This is a genomic window from Maribacter sp. Asnod1-A12, assembly GCF_045063735.1.
GTDB lineage: Bacteria > Bacteroidota > Bacteroidia > Flavobacteriales > Flavobacteriaceae > Maribacter.
In genome coordinates this window covers 1,622,064-1,643,498 of the sequence record NZ_JBEFNZ010000006.1, presented here as the reverse complement: position 1 = coordinate 1,643,498, position 21,435 = coordinate 1,622,064, and the positions used below count along the sequence as shown (strand labels likewise).

Below are 21,435 nucleotides of genomic sequence, written 5' to 3'. Positions count from 1 at the left end.
TTCACTTAAATTCACAGAAATGAGCATACAATCACCATTCAATCTTAACAAATGGATTGAGGAAAACAGAGCTTCACTTAAGCCCCCTGTTGGTAACAAAAATTTATACAAAGATGCCGGCGATTATATCGTTATGATCGTTGCCGGACCAAATGCCAGAAAAGACTATCACTATAATGAAACCGAAGAGTTGTTCTATCAGCTTGAAGGAAATATAGAAGTGCATATTCAAGAAGACGGTAAAAAACGCACTATGCAACTAGGACCTGGAGATATGTATCTGCACCCAGCCAAAGTACCACACTCTCCAGTTCGTAATGAAGGATCTATAGGTCTTGTGATAGAACGTAAACGTGACCATATGAATGTAGACGACGGTCTATTATGGTTTTGTGATAATTGTAACCACAAGTTATATGAAGCCTATTTTACCCTTCACGATATAGAGAAAGATTTCTTATCTCACTTTAAGCATTTTTATAGCTCAGAAGAATTAAGGACTTGTGACAATTGCGGAACTGTAATGCCGGTTGATGAACGTTTTATAGATAAAGAAGAATGATACTAATAGCAAAAATAATTACCGCTCTTGTAGCCCTGATTCACATTTATATTCTTTGGTTTGAAATGTTTGCATGGACAACAACAGGTAGAAAGGTTTTTCAAAATTTTCCAAAAGATTTGTTTGAACCCACAAAATCTATGGCGGCAAATCAAGGGCTTTATAATGGCTTCTTAGCTGCTGGGTTGATTTGGTCATTTTTCATAACCGAAATACAATGGTCTGCAAACGTTGCTCTCTTCTTTTTAGGTTGCGTTGCTATTGCTGGTGCTTACGGTGCTTTAACCGTAAGTAAAAAAATATTCATAGTCCAAAGTATACCTGCGTTAACCGGAATCATATTGTGGTCTATTATTAAATTCTCTTAGCTACAATTTCTTCTACACAAGGATAAAATTATTTGTATTTTTGTAATATATCTAACATTAATTACTTAAAAAGTTATAAAATGTCAAAAATAGTAGCAGATTTCGGAATACAAGATGCTCTAAAAGCATTAGGAATTAAAGATGTCAATGACGGAACCTCTACCGGATCTAATCATTTTTCTTCAGGCGATATTATTTCATCATACTCACCAGTAGATGGTTCACTAATTGCAAAGGTCAAAACAACGACAAAAGAAGATTACGAAAAAGTAATGTCTACTGCTACGACAACTTTTAAAGAGTGGAGAACAAAACCTGCACCCCTACGTGGTGAAATTGTTAGACAGTTTGGCGACAAACTTAGAGAACTTAAAGCACCACTAGGTAAACTTGTTTCTTATGAAATGGGAAAAAGCTACCAAGAAGGTCTAGGTGAGGTTCAAGAAATGATAGATATATGTGATTTCGCAGTTGGTCTTTCTCGTCAATTACACGGTTTAACTATGCATTCAGAAAGACCCGGTCATAGAATGTACGAGCAATATCATTCTTTAGGTGTTGTAGGTATTATATCTGCTTTTAATTTCCCTGTTGCCGTTTGGGCATGGAATACGGCACTTGCTTGGATCTGTGGTGACGTTTGTGTTTGGAAGCCTTCTGAAAAGACACCTTTATGTGGTATTGCATGTCAAAACATAGCTGCCGCAGTAATGAAAGCTAACAACCTTCCCGAAGGTATTTCTTGTCTAATAAATGGCGATTATAAGATTGGTGAATTAATGACCCAAGATAAAAGAATTCCTTTAGTATCTGCTACGGGATCTATTAGAATGGGAAAAATAGTTGCTCAGGTTGTGGCTGCCAGACTTGGAAAATCTTTACTTGAACTTGGTGGTAATAATGCAATTATAGTTACACCAGATGCCGACTTAAAAATGACCGTTATAGGTGCCGTGTTCGGTGCTGTTGGTACGGCGGGTCAACGTTGTACTTCTACTAGAAGATTGATAATTCATGAATCCATGTATGATAAGGTAAAAGAAGCTGTCGTTGCAGCATATCAACAATTAAGAATCGGTAACCCACTTGATGAAAATAATCATGTAGGTCCATTAATTGATACCGATGCTGTTGCTCAATACAACAAGGCTTTAGAAAAAGTGGTTAAAGAAGGCGGCAAATTAATTGTTGAAGGCGGAGTATTAGAAGGCGAGGGTTACGAAAGTGGTTGTTACGTAAAACCTGCTATTGCAGAAGCTGAAAATGATTTTGAAATTGTACAGCACGAAACATTTGCTCCAGTACTTTATTTATTGAAATATACCGGTGATATTGAAAACGCCATTGCTTTACAAAACGGAGTGGTTCAAGGACTATCTTCTGCAATTATGACAAACAATCTACGTGAAGCTGAACATTTTCTTTCTGCCTGGGGTAGCGATTGTGGTATTGCCAATGTAAACATTGGTACTTCTGGTGCTGAAATTGGCGGAGCTTTCGGTGGTGAGAAAGAAACCGGAGGTGGTCGTGAAAGTGGTTCAGATTCATGGAAAGTTTACATGAGAAGACAAACCAACACTATTAACTATACCACTGAGCTACCTTTGGCACAGGGTATAAAGTTTGATCTATAATACACTTATAATTTCCTTTGCTTGTTAAATTCTAGTCTAGGCTGTTTTTGAATTGGTTGGCTCACTTGACCAACTACCTTGAAGCAAAGCTTGTATGCCTAAAACAATAAACATGCAAAGGAAATTTATAAAACCCTTTATTTTTTTCTTCATTTTACAGTGTAATTTACTCTGTATCAAACTAATAAATTATAGTACTCAATTCAATAATTTCTGTACAGGTTTACACAAATAGTGTATAGTTGGATTTAGAGACCCTTAACTTTAAGGTATAAAAAAATCCTATCGACTTAAAGAAGACAGGATTTTTTAACCAACTAACTCAAAACTTTACACTGCATATTCAATGCCCAATCTTTGTGGGGAGAAATATACTGTTAAAGTATTTACGCAAAAATGCAATTAATAGTTGTTGCTGCTAACACTTTTTTTATCGGTTTACCTATTATATGTATAGTTGGTATAGAAATATACATAACTTCAGTTTAGATAATCATTGACTGTAAGGTAATTAGGCACGAATGTTTTAACATTTTTAAGATTTTTTTAATAAATTGTGCGCTAAACACTAAACATTTTTACAATGACGAAAACAACAACCTATTTATTATTGATGTTGATTACCATTGTAGTTGGTACTTTCATTTTCTATAATTGGTGTAGCGAATGCGCAACAGCAGTTACAAAGACTGAACCAGCCACAGAAAAGGTAATTGTAAAAGAGCCCTCGGCAACATCGTATCCATTCGCAATTGATGGAAACGGATTTGCCTATAACACCAATGACAATTATAACTTCAACATTTCTTCGCATGATATTCTTATGCCTTTAAGTGCTGATTTGACAAAAGGAGTTTCTGGCTTACAGACACATTTAGGAACTAACACAAGTAATGTTATTAATGTAACAGGCTATTATACAAGTGAAGAAGAGAACAATACCGCTTTCCCTAATTTAGGTCTTGCCAGAGCTAATTCTATTAAAAATGATTTGGCATCTAAAGGGTTTTCTACTGCTCAAATTAATACATCGGGTAAACTTATGGATGAAATGATTGCTAAAGATGGCACATATTGGGGTGCTGCTTCATTTGATCTCGAAGAAAAATCTGATACTGCAGATGACGATCTTAAGGCATTATTTGACAAAATAAATGCCAACCCTTTAATCCTATATTTTGACACTGCAGAAGCATCAATATATTTAGATACCGAACAACGTCAAAAAGTTGCCGAAATTTCTAGATATTTAGACAAGGTTGACGGCTCTACTGTAAGCGTTGTTGGTCATACCGATGCAACTGGGCGAGCAAATACAAACATGAGACTAGGTCAAGACAGAGCAGAATTCGCTAAAAATTACTTAATGCAAAACGGAATAGCGGCAGATAAAATAATTACTACATCTAAAGGACAAACGCAACCAATTGCTGATAATACCACTGAAGAAGGTAGAGTAAAAAATAGACGAACGGTTATTACATTAAAATAAAACATACACTAATCCTATAAATAAGTAAAATCATGAATTTTGAAAATATGAATATTTGGTGCATCCTAATTCCAATTTTAATTGGTCTTATCTGCGGTTTACTAGGTTACCTAATAGGTAAAGGTTCTGCCAAGGTGATAGATAATTCTGCTGAAATAAATAGCCTTAAAGCTAGTAATACAAAGTTAAAAGCCGATTTAAATGACTTAAACAATCTTAAAGCGACCAACAGTAAATTAAAAGCTGATTTAGATGCTTGTAACCAAAAAGTGATTGCTGCAAGCAAGGTTGTAACGCCTGCTCCTGCTGCACCAAGCGTTCCAAGTACTGACCTTGGTGCATCTGCCGCATCTTTTGCTGCCGGTGCCGCTACAAGTAGCGCACTAGCTTTTGATGGCGCTGCCGCTAAAGCTGCATTTGGAAAAACCGTTAAACAAGACGATTTAAAACTTGTAGAAGGTATCGGTCCAAAAATAGAAGGTATGTTTAAAGATCATGGTATTAAAACATGGAAAGAGCTTTCTGAGGCTAGTTTAGAAGCATGCCAAAAGATATTAGACACAGGTGGAACAAGGTATAAAATTCATGACCCTTCTTCTTGGCCATTACAAGCCAAAATGTGTTACGAAGGCAAATGGGCAGAACTTGTTAAATGGCAAGATGAACATAAGCACGGTAAACTATAAGCAGCCGAAAAAGAGCAAAAAAAATCCCGATCATATCTGATCGGGATTTTTTATTTTATAATGCTCCGTTTGCCTCAACCCACTTAAAGTGATATTGATCTTCTGGAAATTTCATACGTTCTGCAATTCTTTCTAACCTTGAAGGTAGCTTAATTAAGTAATCACGAGCCTTTTCTGCTTCTTCATTCAAAGAACGAACAGAATCCAGCTCCCAATACGCATTCAGCTTACTTAGAATGTCGACATAATCTTGTGCCGTATATACACCTAAACGTTGTGCACAGTTAGAGAAGTTCTCAAATGCCGAACCAATTGTACCACCAGACTCACGTAAAAAATGTGCCGGCATTACAATCTTCTTCTTCATCATGTCCGCAAAGGCAATCATCATACCAGATGGGTCTTCACCTAATATGGTCTTTACGAATTCTCTATACGCCAAATGGTGTCTCATTTCATCACCAGCAATAATCGTACACATTTTACCTAATAAGGCATTTCCTTTTTTCTTTGCCATTTGACCAACACGCTTATGGGAAATATTGGTTGCTAATTCTTGAAAAGAGGTATATACAAAGTTTTTATACGGATCGCGGTCGGTACCAATATCAAAACCATCAGAAATTAAATGTTGGGTAGTTATTTCAATTTCTCTCATATTTACCCTTCCCGATAGATAAAGATACTTGTTCAATACATCTCCGTGTCTATTTTCTTCAGCTGTCCATGCACGAACCCATTTCGCCCAACCGTTTGTTTTATGGTCACCGTGTTGGTCAATACCAACAACATCCATTAACCACGATTCATAAGTTGGCAATGCTTCTTCTGTAATGGTATCTGCAACCATAGTTACCCAAAAATCGTATCCTAAGTCTTTAGATTCCTCGCGAATATCTTTTACCTCTTGCAAAAATGTATCTTTTTCAGAATCTGGTAAAAAATCTGTCGGTTGCCATATATCCTCTGGTTTTATAAGGAAAGATTCCATGAAACTTTCTACCTTAGGCTCTAAAGCCTGCATCACTTCTAATCTTATATTTTTAGTAGACATATTTTAATTTTTATTAAAGATCGTCAATAAAACAATCTATTTTTTAGTAAAGTTAACGGTTTTCTTAGTTTCTGCCCGTTTCATTAGGATAAAAGGTATATACCGGCTCACTCTGCCAGTATTTTTTTGAATCAACATCAAATACAGTTAATGGACCTTTAAAGGCTGCGCCAGTATCAATATTCCAAACATTAGCTGCTTTTTGCGGAGTAGTCTTCCCTATTCTAGTAACAGGTGTATGACCAATATAAATTTCCGAATAATTCTTAAGTCGCTTCGGATAATGAATATGCTCTTCTTCTAAATCTTGATTTAATGAAAGTGCCAACTCCCAAAGGGTACGATCCCAATAAAATGTCTTTTGAAAATATTCATGTTCTATACCCTTTAAGTTCGTGAAACCGGCATGCAAAAACAATCTGTTTTGTGAATCTAAATGATAATTCTCTAAGCTTTCATAAAACTTTAAGTGTACATCTTTAGTTTCTTTTGAAGCATTACCATATGAATTTGAAGTTGCTTCACCACCATGCATAAACCAAGTAGGATTATCTGCTTGCCCTGTTAACCATTCATAACAGAGTTCATCATGATTACCTCTTAAATATATACAATGGTATTTTTCTTTTAAACTTAGCAGAAAATTTACCGTTTCTACAGCTTCACTCCATCCATCAATATAATCTCCTAAAAAAATTATAGTATCATCTTCGGTAATGGCCGCTTTTTCAAGAACTTGCTTAAGCGCCTGTAATCCTGAATGAATATCACCTACAACTAGTGTTCTTTTTAAACTCATTTAGCAAAAATCGCAATTATGGCTATTATGACAAGGATAAAAATCACTAAAAAGAAAATTTTCCAAAACGAATATGGTCTATTTCCACTTAGCACCCCTGTTTGCCCATTTATATAAAAATTAAATTCTTTACCATCATATCTATATGAACTTAAATAAATAGGTAGTAATATATGCTTAAACTTTTCATCTGATAATTTAATATCGGCATTAGCTACTCTTTGTATATCACCGCCAATATCTCTTTTGATCCAATTATAAGCTATGTTCTTGGCTTCTTGAAATGATTTATGATGCCCTTCTTTTAAGGATACAGTGTATTTTTCAGTTACAAAACCTGATAAATATCTAGAATTGAAAACCACTAAATCTTTTAAATTCCAAAATGCCACTTTTGAGGGAATTTCTTTGCGTTTCTTTTCTGATGCACTTATAAGAATATCATCTACAAAACCATCTACTTTACCTGAGGCATAAGTCCACTTGGTTTTTCTTACTTTTCTCGTTCTTCTAGCTTTATTACTATTGTATGTCTGTGTCTCATAATAATAATCTCCACGTTGACCCTGATATGAGGCATAAAGATTGGCATCAAAAGTCCAATAAGGAATGTACAAACCGTGAAGCCCCTCTGGATCTAGTGCTGCCTTTTTTAAATTATCTGGAGCAAACCAAATTTTGCCTACCCAAGTTTTAAAAATATCTTGTGCCTTCTTTGCATCTAATTGAAAAGGCACTAAAGCACCAGGTAATATCCAACCTTCTTTTTCAATATCCTCTCTTATCAAAGGTTCACTACAATACACACAATTGAGTGACTTATAGTTTTCTTCTACATGTTGATTGGCTCCACAATTTTTACAATGTAAAAGCTCTATAGTTTCTGTATAGGCATTTTCGCCAACTATTTTTAAATAGTGCTCTAATTCTAGTTCTTCAAAACTACTTTTAGACTGTTCAATAAATTCTTCATAACCACAGTACTCGCAATTAAGTTGATGCGAGCCGGGCTTAAATTTTAGCTCAGCACCACAATTGGCACATGCTTTTTTATATTCCGATTGTTGAATATCGTCCATAGAAAGTATACCTTATATAAACATTTAGGCAGTAGGTAAAGGTGGAGGTGTATTACCGCCTAAGAATGATTTCAACTCCTCTACTTCTTTTAGAGCGATCCAACTAGCCATACCTTGCTTCCAAACCAAAGAATCTCGGTTTACCGTTCTACTGGCAAACAACTCTTTTAACTTATCAAACCCAACAGGCCCTAATTGTTGGCCATTAACTGCATAGAAGTACGTTATTTGAGCAGGTATCGGCGGCGGAACTTGAGATTGCTGCGTTACCTGACCAGCTAACGTTTGTGTAGGTTGTCCCATCATACCACCCATTTGCTGCGCTAGAACAAAACCCATACCCATACCCATACCGGCACCAGCGGTTCCGCCTTCATTCTTTGCAGCCAACTCCATTGCTTTAGCTGCTTTAAATTGAGCAAGTTTGCCCATATCCAACTTATCTAAACGGCTATATTCAAAAATTTCTTTCTTAAGTTCTTCTGGCATCGATACATTTTCGATATAGAATTTTTCTAATTCAATACCTACTCTATTAAATTCTGGTTGCATTACCTCTTGGCAAGTTTCAGAAAGTTCACTGGTATTTGCGGCATAAAGCTCAATGGGTAAATTTGCTTCACCCACAGTATCTGTAAAGCGAGTTACAATTAAACTTTTTAAATGCTCGTTTACTTCATAATTAGTGAAATTACCATCGGTACCTACGACATCCACTACAAATTTGCCCGGGTCGTTAATTCTAAAACTATATGTACCGAAAGCACGTATTTCAACTAGACCAAATCTGTCGTCACTTAGAATAAAAGGATTCTTGGTTCCCCATTTTTCATCTGTAAAAAGGCGTGTATTTACAAAATAAACCTCCGCTTTAAAAGGACTGTCAAAACCATATTTCCAACCCTTTAACGTAGTTAATATGGGTAAATTTTGTGTATTTAACGTATACGTACCTGGTTTGAAAACATCTGCTAATTGACCTTCGTTTATAAAAACAGCAGTCTGCCCTTCGCGAACTATTAATTTTGCATTATTTTTTATTTCGTTTTGGTAACGTTCAAAACGATGTACTATAGTATCATTGGTAGTATCTAGCCATTCTACTATATCTATAAATTCGTGGCTAAGCTTTTTCTTTATTTCATCAAATATGCTCATGGTCAGTGTATGTTTTTAAATGTGCAATTCAAGATATGCAATTCAACACCAGACCCAAAACTAGAAACATATTAATTCTAAAAAATAATCTCTAAACTGTCATATTTTAATATTTACTTAAGATTATTTAGGAAGTAGGTGCTTTTTCTAATTAACTTAGACTTCCTAACTTTCTTTTTAAAACTATGAAAAAGGTATTCTGCATAGGGGAATTGCTAATTGATTTTGTTGCCGAAAATCAAGGTAAAGATTTATCGAAAGCGAAAGTATTTTCTAAAAAAGCGGGTGGTGCCCCTGCAAATGTAGCTTGTGCAATTAGTAAACTTACTGGTGATAGTTTTTTTATTGGCGCTGTTGGTAATGATCCTTTTGGTACTTTTTTACTACGAGTTCTCGAAAATGAAAAAGTTGATATTTCCTTAGCTCAAAAATGCAATACTTTTACCACCTTGGCCTTTGTTTCAATTGATGAAGATGGAGAACGAGATTTTGTTTTTAGCCGTGGCGCAGATAAAAAACTTACTTATGATTCTTCTTTAAAATCTAATTTCGAAAATAACATATTGCACTTTGGCGCCGCAACCGCTCTGTTAGGCGGCTCATTAGAAGAAACCTACAATAGGTATTTATTTGACGGACTTACTAAGAATGCACTTATAAGTTTTGACCCAAATTATAGAATTGATCTTTGGAAAGACAAAGAGGATGTTTTTATTCGTAAATGCCACCCATTCATAGAGAAATCACATTTATGCAAATTTAGTTTAGAAGAGGCTCAATTACTTTCTGGAAAAGAAAAATTGGAAGATGCTTGTCAAGTATTTCATGAAATGGGAACCCAAATCATAGTAATAACATTAGGCGGAGAAGGCACATTACTTAGTACTTCTAGTTTTCAAAAAACAATACCGAGTATAAAAGTGACTCCTAAAGACACTACCGGAGCCGGTGATGCTTTTATAGGCTGCCTTTTACAGCAAATTGCCCAACACGCTAGGTTTGAAGAAATCTTAAACAACGAATCGTTACTTACTCAAATGGTTTCCAGAGCAAATAAAGCCGGAGCTATAACTACGGAAAATTTTGGTGCTATTGAATCGTTGCCCACATTGCAACAATTAGACGCTTAAAATGAACCAAGCTGAATTACATCGGTTGTTGACCCTAAAAAGTCAAAAGAACAAAAGTGCCATATCTTTAACCGCACTATTCGAACAAAGGTTAGCTACAAACCTTACTCTAATAAAAACACATTTTTTTTCATTATATCAAGAAAAAGAACATAAAGCAGTTTTCTATACTCTTTTAGATAAATTAGAAATACTTTTCAAAAACAGACCTACAGAATTACAAAAGCAAGATATTACTCGCTTAAATTCTGGAAACTGGTACCAAAGTGAGCAAATGACCGGTATGCAATTGTATGTTGACCGGTTTAATAAAGACATAAACGGACTCAACGAAAAAATCTCTTATTTTGAAGACTTAGGGATAAATTTTCTACACCTAATGCCGATAACCACAAGACCTTCAGGTGAAAATGATGGTGGTTACGCAGTCAATAGTTACCATGAAATTGACACTAAATATGGTACAAAAGCAGACTTCTTAGCTTTCAGCAAAAAGGCACGTGAGAAAAATATTTTCTTAATGCTAGATTTTGTCGTCAACCATACCTCAGACGAATTTGAGTGGGCTCAGAAAGCCAAAAAAGGAAGCCAACACTATCAGAATTATTATTACATCTATACTGATCGGCACATACCTGATGAGTTTGAAAAAACGCTACCAGAAATATTTCCACAATCGGCTCCTGGCAATTTCACTTATAATAGCGAAATGGAGAAATGGGTTATGACCTGTTTTAATAATTATCAGTGGGATTTAAATTATAGAAATCCGGAAGTATTCATTGAAATGCTTAGTAATTTACTATCATTGGCAAACCTTGGCGTAGATGTTATACGATTTGATGCTTTAGCTTTTCTTTGGAAAAAACTTGGTACAATATCACAGAACCTACCTGAAGCACATACGCTAATTTCATTATTTAGAATGTGCCTACAGGTAATTGCACCTGGTGTTATTCTTTTGGCGGAAGCAATTGTTGCACCTAGAAATATTATTAAATATTTTGGCGAATATACCAATGCAGGTAATGAGTGCGAAATAGCATATAATGCATCGCTAATGGCTTTGTTATGGAATTCGATTGCCACCAAAAAAGCTTCTTTAATGCTTAAAAGTGTTACAGAAATTCCATCTAAACCCAATGATGCTACTTGGATCAATTATATTCGTTGTCACGATGATATTGGCCTTGGTTATGATGATGATTTCGTACGTTCAATGGGCTATGACCCAACAGCTCACAAACAATTTATCTTAAATTATTACTGTGGAAAACTAGAATGGTCGCCTTCCAAAGGTTTAATGTTCATGTACAACCCGAAAAACGGTGATGGTAGAATTACCGGTAGCGCTGCCTCCCTACTCGGACTCGAGACTGCCATAGAACAAAACAACAAGAATATTATTGATTATGCCATCGCCAAAATTTTAATGATGCATGGCATTATTCTAACCTATGGCGGTATACCTATGATATATGCAGGTGACGAAATTGCCACCTTAAATGATTACTCTTACGAACAAAACGAAGATCATCTAAATGACAATCGCTGGGTAAATAGACCAATGCAGAATTGGAGTGTTGTCTCTACATTGAAAAACAAAAAAAATAGTCCACCTACCATAATATACAACAGGATCAAGAATATGATTCGCCTACGAAAAGAGCAGACCGTATTTGCCGACACAAACAATCTTAAGGTTTATGGTTGTCCTAACGAGCACGTATTCGTCTTTCAAAGAACCCATGAAAATGAAAATATCTGGGTCTTGTCCAATTTTAATGAGGTTACAGAAACTTTAAATATTGGCTGGTTGCTTTCTATTGGTATTCATGCCGGTAAAAATTCTATTGATTTACTTACGGGAAAATCATTTGAACTTATTCATAACGAATTGCCTCTAAAACCCCACGAACAACTCTGGATTAAGAATATTTAACCTTTCTAAGTACACGAAGTGCTTCTTTTAACGAAGCATTTATACCCGGATATTTGGGCTTTAAGATTTGTCTTGCCTTTTCCATGCGTTCTTTTGCCTTTTCAAATCCGTTCAGAAAGCATATTAAATATGAATCGGCTAGGTATTTCAATTGCTTTATTTCGGCAATGGTCAATTCAGTATTCTTCTTTGCCTTGGCTACCAAAACATTGTTACTTTTATATATCTTTTTAAGCTCTTCTTCGTCATATATCGGTGGTTGAAAAAGTAAATCGCTTGTAATTTGATAGGTGCCATTTTCGCTAAAATTTATAACCACTTTCTCTAACGGGTAGTACCTTTGCTTTGCGGCTAAACCAAGGTGAACGTACTCAATCGTGGTAAATGAATCATTGTCATACGTAATAGTCACCTCATCTAAATTAGAGTAGAATAGCTTTACCTGTTCATTGATCAGTTCAATATCGACCCTATAGAAATATGTTTCTCCGTTCACTACTTTTTTATTGCCGGCCCAACACACTACAAATTGTTCTTTAAAAACCTTGTAGTCACTTTCTAAATCTTTATGGCGGTGATTTAAAAAATCTATGACACCATCTAAAGTAAGCTCAATATTGTTTTTTGCATGTTGTTCGATAGTAGCAACAGCCTCAGCGTTAGTATCTTTCAATTCAATATCAAACACTTTTGGTAGACTTATACTACCCTCCCTAAAAAAAACGGACCCTCCATAATATTTCCAGATATTCTTTCTTAGCGAGCAAATTTTTCCAATAGATTTTATGGTCACCAACCCCACAACTTTACCCTCTGGCAAATGCGGAAATGGAATATTCTCGTACGAAATCAATGGCGGATTATCTAAATAGGCATTTACCAAATTTTGAATCTTGCTATCATCAAAAAAGTCTACACCTACTATTTTATTATCTTCATCTTCCACGCCAATTACTATGAAAGAATTATTGGCAGGATTACTATTTGCCAAGGCACAAACATGCTTTAAAAACTTACCCTTACCTTCTTTCTCACCAATTGAAATAAAACGCTTTTTGTCGTAAAAACTATTCTCGTCGTTATGAGCGAGCAAGTTTTTTACCAATAGGCGTTTATTGATCATAAGTTATAATTTTGGCTTTTGGCTTTTGGCTTTTGGCTTTTGGCTTTTAAAGATTTTATTCTAAAACCTTTTTATAATATCATCTTTTATCTACAATAGTTGAAGACGCTTGTGCTGTTGGCATAACTACCAAATCCGCAATATTTACATGATACGGCCTTGTGACTACAAAATGAATGATGTCTGCTATATCTTCTGGTTTTAAAGGCTGAAAGCCTTTATATACATTCTCGGCTCTATCTCCATCTCCTTTAAAACGAACATTGCTAAATTCTGTTTCCACCAATCCAGGGTTCACTGCCCCTACCCGAACTCCCGTACCATTTAAATCTATTCTCATGCCTTGATTTATGGCATCTACAGCATGCTTACTTGCACAATACACATTGCCCTTTGGGTAGACTTCTTTACCAGCGGTAGAACCAATGTTGATAATATGACCAGATTTACGCGCTACCATTTGTGGAATTATTGCTTTTGAAACATACAATAAACCTTTCACATTAATATCTAACATGGCATCCCAATCATCTATGTTTCCATCTTGGATGGTATCTAAACCATGTGCATTACCTGCGTTGTTTATAAGAATATCTATCTCTGCAAATTCTTTTGGCAACGAATCGACTGCTTCTTTAACAGAAGCCTTATTTCTAATATCAAAATTTAAGGTATGAACTTGTACTTCTTTACCAAGCTCTTCTTTTAATGCATCTAGGCGGTCTTGACGTCTACCGCACAAAACCAAATTTATTCCGTTTAATGCAAAAAGAATCGCTGTTGATTTTCCAATGCCACTTGTAGCTCCTGTAATAAATGCTGTTTTCGTCATTTTATGTTTTAATTATGCAACTTCTTGATCTTCGTTTGCTTCTAACAAAATAAACCAATCTTGTAACTCCATATCAATTGAAACTGCCTCCGCTGCCATTTTTAAACGCTTTGGTGTTGCTGTCCCTACAACCGGGTGAATTTTAGACGGGTGTTTCAAAATCCAAGCAAGTAAAAGTTGGTCTTCTGTTGCCTTATACTTTTTAGTAAAGTCTGCCAGCACTTTTTTAATTCTTACATTAGCTTTAGATTCTTTTTTAAAATAATTGCCAAGTGGACTCCAACTCATGGCTAGCCTGTCATTGATTATGGCATCATCTAAAGTACCGTCATTCATTACCCCGTTTGAAGATAGTGAAAACTCTACTTGATTTGCTTCTATTTGAGTTTGCTTTTCTATAAGTTTAATTTGAGATTGCGTAAAATTTGACACCCCGAATTGCCTAATTTTTCCATCATTTTTTAATTTATCTATAGCTTCGGCAATTTCTGAAGGATTCATTAAGGGGCTAGGTCTATGCAACAGAAGCATATCTAAGTAATCGGTCTGCAGCATATTCAAAGACCGTTCTACAGAGGATCTAATGTAATCTCTATCATAATCATAATGCTTAACCCTATTTGCTCTCTCTTCTACATTGAATTGAATACCACATTTACTGATCAGTTGAATTCGTTCTCTTTTTATCTCACTCCTTTTAAAGGCTTTACCAAAATCTTCTTCATTTGTATAATCGCCATAAATATCGGCATGATCAAAAGTGGTAATGTTATTTTCCAAACAATGATTCATTAAAGAAATCATCTCAGAAGTAGAATGTTGTTTTCCCCATTTACCCCAAGTCATTGTACCCGCAATTATTCTTGAATATTTAAACATATTATTATTTGATTAATGAAATTAGAAAGAAATACCTTAAAACCTTCATAAAAATAAGGGGTTTTCCATTTTTTTAACCTATCATTAACAGCGACTGAATGAATAAATTTTCAATTTGCGTAACTGTTAAAATTAGAAGCCTTAACAATCAATAATATATAGTTTTAAATGGAAGAAAATACTTCAATTGACATTAGTGCTGTTAACGAGAAAATAGCAAAAGAAAGCGCTTTTATCGATTTACTGATGCTTGAAATGAATAAGGTAATCGTGGGCCAAAAATATATGGTAGAACGATTATTGATCGGACTTTTAGGACAAGGTCATATATTGCTGGAAGGTGTACCCGGTCTAGCAAAAACTTTAGCGATAAACACACTATCTAAAGCTGTCAAAGGTAGTTTTAGTAGAATACAATTTACACCAGACCTATTGCCTGCTGATGTTGTAGGTACACTGATCTATAATATGAAAATCAATGATTTTTCTATTAAGAAAGGTCCAATTTTCGCAAACTTTGTTCTTGCCGATGAAATTAACCGTGCTCCTGCAAAAGTACAATCTGCATTATTAGAGGCGATGCAAGAAAAACAAGTTACCATTGGTGACGAAACTTTTATTCTTGACAAACCTTTTCTGGTAATGGCTACTCAAAACCCTGTTGAGCAAGAAGGTACATACCCTTTACCCGAAGCACAAGTGGATCGTTTTATGCTAAAAACTGTTATAGATTATCCAAAAATAAACGAGGAGCAATTGATAATGCGTCAAAACTTAATGGGTAACTATGAAACGGTAAATCCTGTAGTATCGGTTGAACAGATACTTAGCGCGCAAAAAGCGGTTCGTGAAGTATATATGGATGAAAAAATTGAGAAATATATTCTTGATCTTGTTTTCGCTACTAGATATCCTGAAAAATATAATTTAGAGAGTTTAAAACCTTTAATCAGTTTTGGTGCATCGCCAAGGGGTAGTATCAATTTAGGTACAGCTGCAAAATGTTATGCTTTTATAAAAAGAAGAGGTTATGTAGTACCAGAAGATGTTCGTGCCGTTGTACTTGATGTATTGAGACACAGAATAGGTATTACGTACGAGGCTGAAGCTGAAAATATTACCTCTGTTGACATCATCAACAAAATTGTAAACGAGATAGAAGTGCCTTAATTCAGTTACTATATTCAGTAATTTTCATAACTATCTAATGCTGAATATAAATTACTGCGAACGGAGACTGTAAACTGTTTACTAAGAAATGGATACCAAAGAGCTACTCAAAAAAGTAAGAAAAATTGAAATAAAGACGAGACGTCTTTCCGACCATATATTTGGTGGGGAATACCACTCTACCTTTAAAGGTCGTGGTATGACATTCAGTGAAGTACGCCAATATCAATTTGGTGATGATGTTAGAAATATTGATTGGAACGTAACCGCACGATATAACGAACCATACATAAAAGTTTTTGAAGAAGAGCGAGAACTGACCATGATGCTTATGGTAGATATTAGTGGCTCTGAATTATTTGGTACAACAAATCAATTTAAAAATGAAATCGTTACCGAAATATCGGCAACACTAGCTTTTAGTGCGTTACAAAACAATGACAAAGTAGGGGTTATTCTGTTCTCTGATCAAATAGAACTTTTTATCCCTCCTAAAAAAGGGAAGACCCATGTTTTACGTATTATTAGAGAATTATTAGAATTTAAGCCCAAAAGTAACAAAACAGATATTGGTCAAGCTTTAAAGTTCTTAAGCAGCGTCATGAAAAAGAAAGCTATCGTCTTTGTACTTTCTGATTTTATTGATGACAACTATGTAAAAACCTTGAAAATTACAGGAAACAAACATGATTTGACAGGCATTCGTATTTACGATGAGCGCGAAGAAACAATACCAAATTTAGGCATGGTTCAGGTACAAGATGCTGAAACAGGTAAATTACAATTAGTAAATACAAAATCTAAGAAGGTACGTAATGCCTATGCCGAATATCATAGAGAACGCGTTACATATTTCAAAGAATCTTTTACAAAATCTGGTTGCGGAGTTTTAGATTGTAGGGTTGACGAAAGTTATGTAAAAAAATTATTGGGTTATTTTAAAAGAAGAGGTTGATACGAATGATTAATACAAATAGAATAATTGAAAATGGTGTTTCGTGTATAAAACGAATTTCGCCTATATTCTTATTTCTACTGTTCATCTTAGAACTTTCTGCACAAAATAACCCCATTATTAAATCAGAGGTAGATACTACTTTTATTAAAATAGGCGAACAGGTACAATGGAAAGTTACCGTTGATATCGACTCTACAGATTTTGTTATTTTTCCAGAGGGACAAACATTTTCGCCGCTAGAGACCGTAGAGGCTTTTGCTACCGATACTACTAGAAAAAAAGACAGATTAACACTTCAAAAAATATATGCACTAACCCAGTTCGATTCTGGAGCTTACAAACTACCCGCGCAACGAATTGATATTAACGGTGTTGGTTTTATGACCGATTCGTCATTAATCAATGTAGCAACAATACCTGTAGATACATTGAATCAGAAAATGTATGACATTAAACCGCTTATTAATGTAGAGAAAAGTAATTACACTTTTTGGAAATACCTACTTATTGGCATACTAGTTTTGCTAATCTTAGGTGGACTACTATATTGGTTTGTATTTCGTAAAAAGCCACTTACTGAAGAGGAAAAAGTAGCTCTTTTGCCACCCTACGATAGAGCTCTGCTAGAACTTAAACGTTTAGAAAATTCGAGATACTTAATACAAGACGAATATAAAGAGTACTATTCTGAATTGACCACCATTGTACGTTCGTACTTAGAGGAAGATGCCCATGTAACTGCACTAGAAAGTACAACAGGACAATTAATTGAAAAACTAGAGCTTCTTAAAGATGCCGGCGAACTAAATTTAGAAGACGATACTATAAAGCAGTTTCAACAAATATTACAAACAGCAGATTTGGTGAAATTCGCCAAAAACAAACCTTCTACTTCTGTTGCTGAACATGATAGAAAACTAGTTGAACAAATTGTTGAAAAAACACATGAAGCTTTACCAGAACCAACAGAAGAAGAATTATTAGAGCAAGCGGAATACCAAGAAGAACTAGAGCGCAAGGCTAAACAGAAAAAAATAAGAATCGCCGTAATATCAGCAATTGCCGTAGTCATGATCGGTATAACTATTGCTGGTGTAAAATTTGGTTTCGGTTATTTAAAAGATACGGTTATAGGGCACCCAACGAAAGAACTTTTAGAAGGAGATTGGGTACGTAGTAGCTATGGTTTTCCACCTATACAAATAGAGACACCCCAAGTATTGGTACGACAAGAAGTAAAATTACCGGCAGAGGCAAAAGCTGTCATTACCGATATGCAGGCGTTTCAATATTCCAGCCCTATTGGGCTTTTTAATATAGCCACAACATCGATAACTTTAGCACAACAAGATGCAGAACCAGATTTTGATAAAACTATTGAAAAGATTTTATCAAATTTCGAAAGTCAGGGAGCAAAGAATATCATTACCAAACAAGAAGAATTTACCACTATAAGCGGTGTTAAAGGAGTAAAAGTATTTGGTAGCGGTCAATTTAAGGCACCAAGTTCTAAAGAATTAATAGAGGGCGAATATACCGTGCTACTTTTTGGTGGCAAAGGTTTTCAACAATACGTTATCCTTACTTGGTTAAAAGATGATGCGTATGCAAAAGAAATAGTAGACCGAGTTTTAACATCGGTAGAAGTAAAAACAGAAGTATAAATGTTGGAGAATATTTCATTCGCAAATCCTGATTTCTTTTGGCTGTTCTTAATACTGCCATTAGCAATTGTATGGTATATATTCAAGCAAAAAGAGCAAACTGCCTCTTTGCGTATATCTAGTACAAAAGGGTTTAGCTACAATGGTATTTTACCAAAACTAAAACCAGGATTGTTCGTTTTACGGCTTTTGGCATTAGCCGCCATAATCGTTGCATTAGCAAGACCACAGACAGAAGATATTTCTACACGCTCAAAGACAACTAAAGGTATCGATATTGTTATGGCAATAGATGTTTCTTCAAGTATGTTGGCAAGAGATTTAAAACCGAATAGACTTTCTGCTCTAAAAGAAGTTGCCGCAGATTTTATCAAGCAAAGACCAAATGACCGTATCGGTCTTGTTGCTTACGCTGGTGAGGGCTATACCAAAACACCGATTACTACAGATAAAGCTATTGTTCTAAATGCACTCTCAGAAATTACATACGGTCAATTAGAAGATGGTACCGCTATTGGCATGGGATTGGCTACATCGGTTAACCGTTTAAAAGAAAGTAAGGCGAAAAGTAAAATAATTATCTTGTTGACAGATGGTGTAAATAACTCTGGTTTTATAGAACCACAAACAGCATCTGATCTTGCCATTGAATTTGGCATAAAAACATATACTATAGGTATAGGAACAAATGGCAACGCCTTAACACCTATTCAATATAATCCCGATGGTTCTTTTAGATATGGCATGCGTCAAGTCGAAATTGATGAAGACTTATTAAAAGACATAGCTACTGCAACAGGCGGTAGATATTTTAGAGCAACGGATAACGAATCTTTAGAGGAAATTTATGATGAAATAAATAAATTGGAAAAAACCGAGGTAGAAGAATTTAAATACTATCGATACGAGGAAAAATTTAGGTTTTGGGTTCTATTGGCCGGAGGTCTGCTTTTATTAGAATGGATTTTAAGACACACGCTTTTTAGAAGCTTTGTATAATATGATACAATACGACGAAAAAATATATTTCTATTTACTCATTATCATTCCAATGATAGTGGTGCTGTTCCTTTTATTATTGGTCTGGAAAAAAAGAACACAAAAGAAATTTGCCGATTCTGAACTTTTAAAAAGGCTTACACCAAACCGATCCTATAACAAAGGAGGTTTAAAACTGGTTGTTTTTATTCTTGCATTGGCGCTATTGACTATAGGTTTAGTAAATCCTAAAATTGGAACAAAATTAGAAACTGTAAAACGAGAGGGTGTCGATATCGTATTTGCTGTTGATGTTAGTAAAAGTATGCTAGCAGAAGATATTGCCCCCAATAGAATAGAGAAAGCAAAAAGATTGGTTTCTGAAATCATAAATCAATTAGCGAGTGACCGTATAGGTATTATCGCCTACGCCGGACAAGCATACCCACAACTACCGATTACAACCGATTATGGCGCTGCAAAAATGTTCTTGTCGGGTATGAACACAGATATGCTCACCTCTCAAGGCACTGCTATTGACCAAGCAATTGAATTAGCAACCACCTATTACGATGATGCAGAACAGACCAACCGTGTTCTATTTATTATTTCTGACGGTGAAGATCACTCTGAAGGTTCTACTTTAGACGCCGTAGAAAACGCAGTGGATGAAGGTATAATAATTTACACCATCGGTGTTGGTAAAGAAAAAGGTGCTCCAATACCGATTAAAAGAAACGGGATTTTAGAAAGTCTTAAAAAAGATAGTCAGGGTGAAACCGTTATCACAAGACTAAACGAGAGTGTTTTAATAGATATTGCAAATGATGGAGAAGGGCAATACATAGATGGCTCTAATACTGATGCCGCGGTAAAATTCATAAAAGAAGAATTGTTGAAAATGGACAAAAAGGAATTTGAAGCCAAACAATTCGCAGAATATAAAGATCAGTTTCAATGGTTTATAGGTGGAGCTTTGTTGCTTCTCTTTTTAGATATATTTATCTTGGACCGAAAGACAAGCTGGTTAAAGAAACTCAATTTGTTCAATGAGAAAAGAAATGAATAAAATAAGTACCCTTTTACTGCTCTTTTTTGTTTGCTTATCATCTTTTGCACAAGAGGTCGATGAGAAAGAAAAAGAGAAGGCATTAAGGTCATCAACCAATTTTACCTGGGATGGTAATAAAGCTTTGTCAGAAGATAATTTTATTGCTGCAGAGGCAGATTATAGAAAGGCTATTGCAAAAAGTTCTGAAAATAGTGCCGCACCTTATAATCTAGGTAATGCCTATTACGAAAATGAAACTTACAATGAAGCCTTCGGCAGATTTAAAGAAGCTGGCGAAGCATCTACTTCAAAGACCGACAAACATAAAGCATACCACAATATGGGTAATGTTTTTATGAAACGTAAAGATTATGCCAAGGCAGTAGAAGCATATAAAGAAGCCCTACGTAATGACCCTACCGATGAAGAAACTCGTTATAATTTAGCTTTGGCACAAGAGCTTTTGAAAAAAGATCAAGACGAAAACAAGCAAGATAAAGACGATAAGGATAAGGATAAAGAGGAAAACAAAGATCAAGATAAAAAAGACGAAGGGGACAACGAGGACAAAAAAGATCAAGGCGAAGACGGTGAAAAAGGTGATGAAGGTGATAAAGACGAAGAAAACAAAGACGATAACAAAGAAGGTGAAGGCGACAAAGAGTCTGATCAAAAGAAAAAGCCTGAGCCAGGTGAAGGTAATAATGAACAAAACCAACAGCAACCAAAACCTAACCAGCTTTCTAAACAACAAGTTGAAAACCTATTAAGAGCCATGCAGAATGCAGAGAAAAAAGTTCAAGATAAAATTGATGCAAAAAAAGTAAAAGGCGCTAAAATTAAAAACGAAAAGGATTGGTAGACTTTAAGTCCATA

The 21,435-nt window shown here is 35.2% G+C and carries 20 protein-coding genes; 13 read left to right on the top strand and 7 right to left on the bottom strand.

The window, feature by feature from the left end:
- The first annotated feature begins 19 nt into the window (after positions 1–19).
- The 5 genes from ACJJVP_RS06945 to ACJJVP_RS06925 all read left to right on the top strand — a co-directional run bounded on the left by ACJJVP_RS06945 (position 20) and on the right by ACJJVP_RS06925 (position 4,742).
- On the top strand, positions 20–562 hold the full coding sequence (locus ACJJVP_RS06945) for a 3-hydroxyanthranilate 3,4-dioxygenase (protein WP_405412063.1): 543 nt from the start codon (positions 20–22) through the stop codon (positions 560–562).
- Positions 559–930: a DUF1304 domain-containing protein gene (locus tag ACJJVP_RS06940; protein WP_405412061.1), complete on the top strand. Its 372-nt coding sequence runs from the start codon at positions 559–561 to the stop codon at positions 928–930. The genes ACJJVP_RS06945 and ACJJVP_RS06940 overlap by 4 nt, the downstream gene beginning before the upstream one ends.
- Before the next feature lie 80 nt (positions 931–1,010).
- On the top strand, positions 1,011–2,564 hold the full coding sequence (locus ACJJVP_RS06935; protein ID WP_405412059.1) for an aldehyde dehydrogenase family protein: 1,554 nt from the start codon (positions 1,011–1,013) through the stop codon (positions 2,562–2,564).
- A gap of 583 nt (positions 2,565–3,147) precedes the next feature.
- On the top strand, positions 3,148–4,056 hold the full coding sequence (locus ACJJVP_RS06930; protein WP_405412057.1) for an OmpA family protein: 909 nt from the start codon (positions 3,148–3,150) through the stop codon (positions 4,054–4,056).
- Between the two features lie 32 nt (positions 4,057–4,088).
- Positions 4,089–4,742, top strand: coding sequence for a hypothetical protein (locus ACJJVP_RS06925; RefSeq protein ID WP_405412055.1), 654 nt, complete (start codon positions 4,089–4,091; stop codon positions 4,740–4,742).
- A 55-nt stretch (positions 4,743–4,797) separates the two neighbouring features.
- On the opposite strand, the gene ACJJVP_RS06920 is transcribed toward ACJJVP_RS06925, so the two are convergent.
- The 4 genes from ACJJVP_RS06920 to ACJJVP_RS06905 all read right to left on the bottom strand — a co-directional run bounded on the left by ACJJVP_RS06920 (position 4,798) and on the right by ACJJVP_RS06905 (position 8,832).
- Complete coding sequence (locus tag ACJJVP_RS06920) at positions 4,798–5,796, bottom strand: acyl-ACP desaturase (protein ID WP_405412053.1); 999 nt, start codon at positions 5,794–5,796, stop codon at positions 4,798–4,800.
- Between the two features lie 64 nt (positions 5,797–5,860).
- On the bottom strand, positions 5,861–6,595 hold the full coding sequence (locus ACJJVP_RS06915; RefSeq protein WP_405412050.1) for a metallophosphoesterase family protein: 735 nt from the start codon (positions 6,593–6,595) through the stop codon (positions 5,861–5,863).
- A complete protein-coding gene (locus ACJJVP_RS06910; RefSeq protein ID WP_405412048.1) occupies positions 6,592–7,674 on the bottom strand; it encodes a DNA helicase PriA in 1,083 nt (360 codons plus the stop codon). Before ACJJVP_RS06910 ends, ACJJVP_RS06915 begins: the two co-directional genes overlap by 4 nt.
- Positions 7,675–7,698: 24 nt before the next feature.
- On the bottom strand, positions 7,699–8,832 hold the full coding sequence (locus tag ACJJVP_RS06905; protein WP_405412046.1) for an SPFH domain-containing protein: 1,134 nt from the start codon (positions 8,830–8,832) through the stop codon (positions 7,699–7,701).
- Positions 8,833–9,017: 185 nt separating this feature from the next.
- Between ACJJVP_RS06905 and ACJJVP_RS06900 the strand changes: the two genes are divergently transcribed.
- The gene (locus ACJJVP_RS06900) at positions 9,018–9,962 is read left to right on the top strand and encodes a carbohydrate kinase (RefSeq protein WP_405412044.1); all 945 of its coding nucleotides are present in this window, start codon (positions 9,018–9,020) and stop codon (positions 9,960–9,962) included.
- Position 9,963: 1 nt separating this feature from the next.
- Positions 9,964–11,904, top strand: a complete 1,941-nt coding sequence (locus ACJJVP_RS06895; RefSeq protein ID WP_405412042.1) for an amylosucrase — start codon at positions 9,964–9,966, stop codon at positions 11,902–11,904.
- Here ACJJVP_RS06895 and ACJJVP_RS06890 read toward each other — a convergent pair.
- From ACJJVP_RS06890 to ACJJVP_RS06880, 3 genes are all read right to left on the bottom strand, one after another.
- Positions 11,891–13,027, bottom strand: coding sequence for an ATP-binding protein (locus ACJJVP_RS06890; protein ID WP_405412040.1), 1,137 nt, complete (start codon positions 13,025–13,027; stop codon positions 11,891–11,893). The genes ACJJVP_RS06895 and ACJJVP_RS06890 overlap by 14 nt on opposite strands.
- 79 nt (positions 13,028–13,106) lie before the next feature.
- Positions 13,107–13,859 (bottom strand): SDR family NAD(P)-dependent oxidoreductase, encoded by a 753-nt coding sequence (locus tag ACJJVP_RS06885; RefSeq protein WP_405412038.1) that lies wholly within the window; start codon positions 13,857–13,859, stop codon positions 13,107–13,109.
- Between the two features lie 12 nt (positions 13,860–13,871).
- The gene (locus ACJJVP_RS06880; RefSeq protein WP_405412036.1) at positions 13,872–14,738 is read right to left on the bottom strand and encodes an aldo/keto reductase family oxidoreductase; all 867 of its coding nucleotides are present in this window, start codon (positions 14,736–14,738) and stop codon (positions 13,872–13,874) included.
- 168 nt (positions 14,739–14,906) lie between these two features.
- On the opposite strand from ACJJVP_RS06880, the gene ACJJVP_RS06875 reads away from it, so the two are divergent.
- The 6 genes from ACJJVP_RS06875 to ACJJVP_RS06850 all read left to right on the top strand — a co-directional run bounded on the left by ACJJVP_RS06875 (position 14,907) and on the right by ACJJVP_RS06850 (position 21,421).
- On the top strand, positions 14,907–15,908 hold the full coding sequence (locus ACJJVP_RS06875) for an AAA family ATPase (RefSeq protein WP_405412033.1): 1,002 nt from the start codon (positions 14,907–14,909) through the stop codon (positions 15,906–15,908).
- Between the two features lie 88 nt (positions 15,909–15,996).
- Entirely contained in the window at positions 15,997–16,863 is an 867-nt protein-coding gene (locus ACJJVP_RS06870) for a DUF58 domain-containing protein (RefSeq protein WP_405412032.1), read from the top strand.
- A gap of 5 nt (positions 16,864–16,868) precedes the next feature.
- A complete protein-coding gene (locus ACJJVP_RS06865; RefSeq protein WP_405412030.1) occupies positions 16,869–18,530 on the top strand; it encodes a hypothetical protein in 1,662 nt (553 codons plus the stop codon).
- Complete coding sequence (locus tag ACJJVP_RS06860) at positions 18,531–19,529, top strand: vWA domain-containing protein (RefSeq protein ID WP_405412028.1); 999 nt, start codon at positions 18,531–18,533, stop codon at positions 19,527–19,529. It abuts the gene before it with no gap.
- A 1-nt stretch (position 19,530) separates the two neighbouring features.
- Positions 19,531–20,577 carry a VWA domain-containing protein gene (locus tag ACJJVP_RS06855; RefSeq protein ID WP_405412026.1) on the top strand — a complete coding sequence of 349 codons (1,047 nt, stop codon included), beginning with the start codon at positions 19,531–19,533 and terminating at the stop codon, positions 20,575–20,577.
- Positions 20,570–21,421 (top strand): tetratricopeptide repeat protein, encoded by an 852-nt coding sequence (locus ACJJVP_RS06850; protein WP_405412025.1) that lies wholly within the window; start codon positions 20,570–20,572, stop codon positions 21,419–21,421. The genes ACJJVP_RS06855 and ACJJVP_RS06850 overlap by 8 nt, the downstream gene beginning before the upstream one ends.
- The last annotated feature ends 14 nt before the right edge of the window (positions 21,422–21,435 follow it).

Coding starts and splice junctions, on each gene's coding strand:
- ACJJVP_RS06895 (WP_405412042.1), top strand. CDS start 9,964: ATGAACCAAGCTGAATTACATCGGTTGTTGACCCTAAAAAGTCAAAAG.
- ACJJVP_RS06905 (WP_405412046.1), bottom strand. CDS start 8,832: ATGAGCATATTTGATGAAATAAAGAAAAAGCTTAGCCACGAATTTATA.
- ACJJVP_RS06930 (WP_405412057.1), top strand. CDS start 3,148: ATGACGAAAACAACAACCTATTTATTATTGATGTTGATTACCATTGTA.
- ACJJVP_RS06945 (WP_405412063.1), top strand. CDS start 20: ATGAGCATACAATCACCATTCAATCTTAACAAATGGATTGAGGAAAAC.
- ACJJVP_RS06885 (WP_405412038.1), bottom strand. CDS start 13,859: ATGACGAAAACAGCATTTATTACAGGAGCTACAAGTGGCATTGGAAAA.
- ACJJVP_RS06925 (WP_405412055.1), top strand. CDS start 4,089: ATGAATTTTGAAAATATGAATATTTGGTGCATCCTAATTCCAATTTTA.
- ACJJVP_RS06900 (WP_405412044.1), top strand. CDS start 9,018: ATGAAAAAGGTATTCTGCATAGGGGAATTGCTAATTGATTTTGTTGCC.
- ACJJVP_RS06890 (WP_405412040.1), bottom strand. CDS start 13,027: ATGATCAATAAACGCCTATTGGTAAAAAACTTGCTCGCTCATAACGAC.
- ACJJVP_RS06880 (WP_405412036.1), bottom strand. CDS start 14,738: ATGTTTAAATATTCAAGAATAATTGCGGGTACAATGACTTGGGGTAAA.
- ACJJVP_RS06870 (WP_405412032.1), top strand. CDS start 15,997: ATGGATACCAAAGAGCTACTCAAAAAAGTAAGAAAAATTGAAATAAAG.
- ACJJVP_RS06940 (WP_405412061.1), top strand. CDS start 559: ATGATACTAATAGCAAAAATAATTACCGCTCTTGTAGCCCTGATTCAC.
- ACJJVP_RS06850 (WP_405412025.1), top strand. CDS start 20,570: ATGAATAAAATAAGTACCCTTTTACTGCTCTTTTTTGTTTGCTTATCA.
- ACJJVP_RS06860 (WP_405412028.1), top strand. CDS start 18,531: ATGTTGGAGAATATTTCATTCGCAAATCCTGATTTCTTTTGGCTGTTC.
- ACJJVP_RS06875 (WP_405412033.1), top strand. CDS start 14,907: ATGGAAGAAAATACTTCAATTGACATTAGTGCTGTTAACGAGAAAATA.
- ACJJVP_RS06920 (WP_405412053.1), bottom strand. CDS start 5,796: ATGTCTACTAAAAATATAAGATTAGAAGTGATGCAGGCTTTAGAGCCT.
- ACJJVP_RS06855 (WP_405412026.1), top strand. CDS start 19,531: ATGATACAATACGACGAAAAAATATATTTCTATTTACTCATTATCATT.
- ACJJVP_RS06865 (WP_405412030.1), top strand. CDS start 16,869: ATGATTAATACAAATAGAATAATTGAAAATGGTGTTTCGTGTATAAAA.
- ACJJVP_RS06935 (WP_405412059.1), top strand. CDS start 1,011: ATGTCAAAAATAGTAGCAGATTTCGGAATACAAGATGCTCTAAAAGCA.
- ACJJVP_RS06910 (WP_405412048.1), bottom strand. CDS start 7,674: ATGGACGATATTCAACAATCGGAATATAAAAAAGCATGTGCCAATTGT.
- ACJJVP_RS06915 (WP_405412050.1), bottom strand. CDS start 6,595: ATGAGTTTAAAAAGAACACTAGTTGTAGGTGATATTCATTCAGGATTA.